The organism is Acidocella sp. (assembly GCF_013044125.1).
In the GTDB taxonomy this organism is placed as follows: domain Bacteria; phylum Pseudomonadota; class Alphaproteobacteria; order Acetobacterales; family Acetobacteraceae; genus Acidocella.
Genome location: NZ_JABEVC010000186.1, coordinates 1 through 6,726, shown reverse-complemented (window position 1 = coordinate 6,726; position 6,726 = coordinate 1). Strand labels below are relative to the sequence as shown.

8 protein-coding genes and 1 pseudogene are annotated in these 6,726 nt (G+C 61.2%); all 9 read right to left on the bottom strand.

The window, feature by feature from the left end; genetic code table 11:
* Nucleotides 1-269, bottom strand: a pseudogene (locus tag HKL97_RS11260) (hypothetical protein); the annotation flags it as partial.
* Nucleotides 266-910: a hypothetical protein gene (locus tag HKL97_RS11255; RefSeq protein ID WP_291425354.1), complete on the bottom strand. Its 645-nt coding sequence runs from the start codon at nucleotides 908-910 to the stop codon at nucleotides 266-268. The gene HKL97_RS11255 and the pseudogene HKL97_RS11260, both read right to left, overlap by 4 nt.
* Nucleotide 911: 1 nt before the next feature.
* Nucleotides 912-1,307 (bottom strand): hypothetical protein, encoded by a 396-nt coding sequence (locus HKL97_RS11250; protein WP_291425353.1) that lies wholly within the window; start codon nucleotides 1,305-1,307, stop codon nucleotides 912-914.
* Between the two features lies 1 nt (nucleotide 1,308).
* Nucleotides 1,309-1,617: a hypothetical protein gene (locus HKL97_RS11245; protein WP_291425351.1), complete on the bottom strand. Its 309-nt coding sequence runs from the start codon at nucleotides 1,615-1,617 to the stop codon at nucleotides 1,309-1,311.
* A gap of 12 nt (nucleotides 1,618-1,629) precedes the next feature.
* Nucleotides 1,630-2,952, bottom strand: a complete 1,323-nt coding sequence (locus HKL97_RS11240; RefSeq protein ID WP_291425350.1) for a DUF4043 domain-containing protein — start codon at nucleotides 2,950-2,952, stop codon at nucleotides 1,630-1,632.
* Between the two features lie 94 nt (nucleotides 2,953-3,046).
* Nucleotides 3,047-3,436 (bottom strand): hypothetical protein, encoded by a 390-nt coding sequence (locus HKL97_RS11235; protein WP_291425348.1) that lies wholly within the window; start codon nucleotides 3,434-3,436, stop codon nucleotides 3,047-3,049.
* On the bottom strand, nucleotides 3,433-4,827 hold the full coding sequence (locus tag HKL97_RS11230; RefSeq protein ID WP_291425346.1) for a hypothetical protein: 1,395 nt from the start codon (nucleotides 4,825-4,827) through the stop codon (nucleotides 3,433-3,435). Before HKL97_RS11230 ends, HKL97_RS11235 begins: the two co-directional genes overlap by 4 nt.
* 24 nt (nucleotides 4,828-4,851) lie before the next feature.
* Nucleotides 4,852-6,207: a phage terminase large subunit gene (gene terL / locus HKL97_RS11225; protein WP_291425344.1), complete on the bottom strand. Its 1,356-nt coding sequence runs from the start codon at nucleotides 6,205-6,207 to the stop codon at nucleotides 4,852-4,854.
* Between the two features lie 104 nt (nucleotides 6,208-6,311).
* Nucleotides 6,312-6,726, bottom strand: a 415-nt coding sequence (locus HKL97_RS11220; protein WP_291425342.1) for a DUF6362 family protein, incomplete at its 5' end; no start/stop codon positions are given.

The window sequence follows — 6,726 nt, the reverse complement described above, 5'->3', positions numbered from 1 at the left end:
GCCACACTCAACACCTCCACCACCGGCGTCACACTCACCCACCGCCGGGGGTAGCGCGTCACATTCTTCACCGCCGCCGCGCTTGCCATCACCGTTACATTAACAACACCGGCGGCCAGGTCCGCGTCCAACGCGGGGGTATTTGGAAATCCCCTGTATATCCGGCAAATGTTCCCCGTCGCGCTGGGCGCGCTCGCACCATCCGGATACAGCGCATTGGCAACGATCGCCGCCAGCGCGGCCTCCACATCCGCCTGATCAGCCATCATCCCACCTCCTGCACAAGCGAGAATCGCCACACCGCATCCAGCCGTTCAACAGCCGTTACAATAAACCGCTCGCCGCGTGCCGTGCTCAAAATATCCGCCACATGCGGCTGTGCATCTGCCACCACCGGCAACAATGCGCTAAATCCCGGCACTTTTGTATTATCTGGCAGCCCGGCTCTGGTTCTGTCGCCCATGCCCCCCACCAGCAGGCTTGCCGGAAACCCCGCCAGCAGCGGCCTTTGCGTGCCCGGCAGCACCGCGCCATATCCATTCAGCCCCGCCAGCACAGGCGCCTCAGGCCGCACCAGACTCACAACCGCATTCGTCATCACCACCAGCATCGGCTTGGGCGGCTCAATCGCGGCCACAAACACGGTGCCTTCCGGCCCTGCCAGGTAATCCCCCGCCCGCAAGTAGCTCCAGTCCGCCCAGGCTTGGCGGAATGGTATGCCCAGGCCGCTGGGAGCGGTGACTGAACCACCAGGCAACACAAAGGCCACACAGAGCCTTAAAAACCGCTTATCCAGCCCCAGCGGCGCCTCAGGCCCCTCCGGCCGGTACGCGTCATGCAGAAACCCTGTCCGCCGCGCCGCGCACCCGGCCCCATAGGCAAGCCGGTCAGCCAATCGCACGCCATCCATCTCATACCACCAAAGTCAGGCCGGCCTGCGCCAGCGCGGGCCCCGGCGGCACCCCCAGAAAACCGCACAGGCGGCGGCGCCAGTTATCGAACAAATTAGTCCTATCGCGCATCTCGTGGGCATTATGCGTCCACGCGGCGGCGCTTTCGGTATCCAGGTTTTCCGATGTCCCGGGCACCGTCACCTCAAGCGTGGCCAGGGTTGAGATATACTGCAGCGTCACGGCAACTTCCGCCGGCGCCAGATTGTTCATCCGGTACTCCAGCGTTCCATATGCCTGAAAAAACCTCCAGGCGTTGAATCCCGCCGGCCCGGCGCCATAGGCCGGATATCCACAAAACCTGCGGATATCCGCCTTCTGCCCATCGGTGAAAGATGCCGCAACACTACCGGTCATCTCAGTATGTGTCCCCATCGCCCAGCGTGAAATACACAAGCGCGGAGCCCGAAGCGACCAACACGGCGGCATAACTAACAAACGGCCCTGCGCCCACGAGCATTCTTCCCCCCGGTGGCACAGGCGTATCGTTCAGTGTCGCCGTCAGCCCGGTTGCCCCTCCCAGCCGGAAAAACACCGTCGTTGCCCCTGCGTTATAGATCAGCACAGCATTCCCCCCGCCTGCCAGCGGAAGCTGGGCGGCCCTGGCCGTGGCCGTGATGCTAACCGTCCCAGCCGGCCGGAATGGTTGCGTCGAACCTGTTGACATTACCGTCCCTCCTTAACCAATGTGCTCAATCATCACCGCGCGCTTGTAGTTCGCATTGGTCGCGGTCGGCACGGTGGTCGGTGTCGTCGTGGTGTCTGATGGCGCGCAAAAACCGCCGATCCAATACCAGCTCTGCGCGATAATCTGCTGCAGCCGGTCAATCGGCTCGCGCGTCACCATCGCCACATTGTCAATCACATTCACCAGGCTATCCTTCGGCGCCACATCATCAGCCGCCATCCCCGCGAAATCGCCTTCGATAAGCGCACCCTGGCCGCAAACAATCGGCCGCCGCACATACAGGCTCTGAATCGAAGGATGATTCTGCACATATGCTTCAGTGGTGGTGATAAACCGCAGCCCCAGAAAATCGCTCACCATGCCCTGGCGGAAAACCGGATTGGAGGACGTCGCCCCCTGAAAAAGCTGCTTGAAATCAGGGTCCGAGAACAACTGCCGCGCCGAGACCGGATCAAGATAACAGTTGTAGACGCCATCCACCAACGGCACCGCATTGCGGCGCAGCAGCGCCACGGCATCCAGCAGATTACCCATGCTCAACGTATCCGTAGCCTGCAGCCCCGCCGTGGTGCTCCGGCCCGCCGGGCGCACGATGGAACTCGCCGTCGCCGCCTGCACGGCATTCTCTGCGGTGCCGTCAGCAATGCTCACATTGCCCGAGAACAACAGCTGCCCTGAAATACCGTTCGGCGCGCTCGATACGTTAACCGCATCCGGCATCACTCCCACAACCGTATACAAGTTCAGCCCAACCGTCACAGTCAGCGGATAGGTAGCCGATACCACCTGCTGCACCCCGTTTGAAAATGCTGTCTGAAAACCACGGATATCGTCAACCTCAACACTCGGCGCCGCCGCCGCCAGCGTAGCCGTCACCCGCGTATTCCCGCCAAAATACGGCGCAAACAGCGCATTACGCGCCAACTCGTCCAGGCTTCGCGCCGCCTGCTCGCCATTTGTCGCCGCATTCTGCAAAAATTGGCTCGCAATCCCCACACGGCTCGTCACCATGTTCAAATCCTGCGTCGCGGCATAAAAATTCAATGCGATAGTATACTGCTCAACCCCCCAGTTCGTGGAGGTCAAACCATTGTCCAGATTCGTATTGGTCGAAGCCGCCAGCGGCACCGTCACACTCGGCTTCAACCCCGCGCGCGTCTTGGTGAGCGTCTCGCCAATCCCGACTGAAAACTCTTCCCTGTCCGCGATCAACCGGTATCCCAACCGCGACTTCAACGCAGTCTCAAACTCTCGCTCCAAAAATCCTTGCTGGATAATCGGTTGCAGCGCGGCCGGAAAGTTTTGAATACCCATAGGTAGAAATTCCTTTATTTTAAAACGTGATTCATCAATATCCGCCAGGCCCCGCCCGGCGGATATTCAGCAAATTAAAACACCTTGCGTCGAATTACCGGCGGCGCAGCAGCGCAGCGCGCGCCGCCACCCATTCCTCATGGCTCAAATCATTGGCATGGCGCGTGCGCGGCGGCTCCGGCCGCGGCGGATTCGCCGCCGATGAAGATGACATCGCCATCCCAAACAACCACGGCTTTGCTCGCTTCAGCCTAGCCAGAACCGCCGGCGCATCGGCCACATCGCCCACCTCCGTCAGCCGCAGGTCCGCCACATCCAGCAACTTCAAGCCATCCAAATCAACCATCCCGGCACGCAACGCCTCCGCCTTCAGCTCAGCGCGGATCAACCGCGCCTCCGCCTCGGCCTGCACGCGGCTCAGCGCCGCCTCGGCGCTCTGCGCCCGTGCCTGCCAGTCTTCTGCGTCATTCATCTCATCTGTCATGGAGCATCCTGATCAATCGCGTTCAATTCAGCTTCAACATCAGCAATACTGTGCGATGCCGCAATGGTTTTTACCGCCGTTTCGCGTGAGAGCTGCCCGGCATTCGTCAAGGTCGCCACGGCCTGGGCCTCTTTCAGCCGGTCATCGGCTGAAAGAGGATACCATCGCGGCCACCGCAGGCGCAGCCGCTGCGTCGAATCCAGCGGAGCCAATACCTCTCCCATCACCGTTAGCGGAAACACCTGCGAGGCCCGCACAATCATTTTCATCAGCGGCAAAATGCCGCCATTTCCATAGGAAATTCTCAAATTATCCGCGAGCCAGAGCAACCCCTGATTCATCAGTTCCAGCGCCCTGCCAGATTGCGCAGCCGTCAGCCTGTCGGCATTCGCCCGGTTGCCATGCACACTCTCCAGCGCAAACTCGCGCAGCGTCCGCACATATGAAATCACCGCCTCGCATGCCGTCCCGCCAATCTCGAGCATCTTGGCGTCACCTTTTTCAGAGACCACAAGGGCATTCCCCGCACCTTTCACAATCTCCGAATCACTGGTCGCCGGCTCCTTGATCAGCAACGTCGGATCGGAGCTGTACTTCAACCCCCGCCCTGCCTGGCTCAACTGGTAATCAATCTCAATATTGCTATCAATCGCGGCCCGGAACGTGCACGCGCCATCAATCCCATCTCCTCCTGGCAAGTTGCGTATCCACACCATCGGCACAAAGCCAAGTCCATGGCGCACACTGCGCACATCATCGCGCACCGGCCCTGCGGAAGCATCATTCACCGGCCACGGTAAATACCATGTCTCCGCCTCGCTGTCCCATATTCGCTGAAACCAGTACATTGCGGCCGGATCAACCCCAGCATAGCCCTGCGCCACCAAATCTGCGCCGTTTACTTTATATTTTTCAGTAACCTGGCTTAGCGTATCAGGCGCCTGCACATCCCACACTGGCGTCAGATACTGGCTCTCCAGCACCGCGAAAAATACCCGCCCCCGCAATACCCTCAACAAAATAGCAACCGACCCAACGGATCCCCGTATCGCGGCATCAATCATCACCTCGTTCAGGCGGCTTTCCGCAATCACATCGCCCAATGCACGCACCAGCGCCGCATCCGCGGCCTCCACCGCGGGAAAATGCCCTGCGCTGAACAGCAACGCAACGGAATCCTCCACCACAACGCGCGCCAGCCCGTAGCGTACCGAGGGCCTGCGCTGGCGCAACGGAATATATTCCCCCGCGCCGTTCCGCTCCTCATGGAACTGGTAGGGCAGATTGTCATAAATCGTCCCCTCCAGAACCCGCCGCATAATCTCCAGCCGCGCCACGCGCGCCGGCATGCCGGCGTCGGTTGGCACCGTGTCGCAAATCGTCTCGAACATGCAACCTCACAGTTTAATTAGCGGTCATCGTCCCAGCAGCGCTACATTCACCCGCCGCGCAACCTGAGAATTCGTGGTCGCCAGCGTATTCACCGCACGCGAGAACGCATCCACTTGGTCATCCTTTGCCGAGTCCGGAAATGCCCGAATCTCACTCATAAAATTCTCGTTCCACGGCGCCGCCAGCAACGCCACCTTCCCACCATCCACCTGCGTCGCCGCCGGCATCGCGCGCATCACCTTCGCGCCCGTCTCCGGTGATGAAACCACCTGAAACCCGCTCAAGCTGCGCTTCAGCATGGCGACCTGCGCCGCCCCCGCCTGCCCCGGATCCTGCGGCAACGCCAAAATCGTGCCCACACCATCCGTTTTCGCGGTGGCATGAATCCGCGCCTCAACCTGCGCCGGCGAGCCCTGGAATCTGATCACATCCAGCACCACCAAATCTCCCCCCGCCGCCAGCCCGAGCTTCAATCCAACCGTATAATCCGGATTGCGCCCAACACTTGGCAGCGTCGCGGCCAAATCCCACGCCCGCACGGTGCGCGAAACTTCCGGCGCCTGCGCCAAAATCCTTATCGCATCCACCTTGAACAACGCAGCATCCGGCGGCCGCGGCCGCTGTTGATACATCGCCGAGAACGCCCGCTCGCCAACCTCATGGCGCCGCCGCAAAACCGCCGCCTCGTCCTGCCACTCAGGCCACAGAACCTGCCCCACGGCCCGCCCCATCGCGTCACCGCTCTCCGCGATCGCCGGCAGCCGTAAGTTCTCCCAGGCCGGCTCCCCCGCCATGAGGCGGCCCGCCAAATCATCCTCGTGCCAGCGCGTCATAATCAGCACCAGCCGCCCTCCCGGCTTCAACCGTGCCGAAAGTTCCGCCCGGTACCAATCATACAGCGCCTCCCTGGACGCCCGGCTCTCCGCCTCCGCCCAGGATTTAACCGGATCATCAATGATGATCAGATCAGCCCGCCGCCCGGTAATCGGCCCGCGCACCCCGGCCGAGAAATACTCTCCCCCCTCCTCCAACCTGAACTTCGCCGAGGCCCGGCTTTCCTTCGCCAGCGTCACCCCCAGCCACTCGCCATGCTCCGCAATTGCCTTGCGCACATGCCGTCCAAAATAATCCGCCAGCGAAGCCGTATGCGCTGTCGCGATAATCTGCGCCGTCTTGTGCCGGCTCAAAAAATACGCCGGAAACAATATCGACCCATAAGTAGACTTCGCCGAGCCCGGCGGCATCTGCACCATCAGCCGGTCACAACGCCCCTCGGCGACATCATCCAGCTTCTCAATCAAAAGCTCGTGATGCCGCGCCGGCACGCGCGCCATACCTGCCATCGCATGGCGGGAAAATCCAAGCAAACCCGCCATCATATTTTCTGCCGTACCTCTCGGTGCGCGTTAAGAACCAGTATGCCAAGACGTATATGCCAAGGCGGGGCATGTGGGCAAGAACAAAAAACACAGCGTTAGAAAAATTACTTTTCTTCGCTCCTCGCCAGCGCCGCAGCCAGGATTTCGATGCCCTGCCCATGCCAGCGCTGTACCGATTTGTGGTCCGCCCCCAGCATCGCGCCCAGCCGCCGCCATGGATACAAATACCGTTCCGTGATCGGATGCACCAACGCGCGCGCGCCTAAAATCCGCCGCAGCACATAGCGGGTCTCGGGGATCATCGCGAGCCAGCCAAACGCCTCATCCATGGCGCTAATCGCCGCCGCACTCGGCACCGGCGGGCGCAGCACAGCGGACTCCCATCCGTATGCCTCCAGCGCCGTGTGCACGATATCGAATTTCATCTGCCGCAATTGCGTTGAATACCCGCCCGAAGGCAGCGCCAGCAGCGTCGCCCCCGCCGCCTCCAAGCGCGCCACAACCTCATCCCCGCCCATC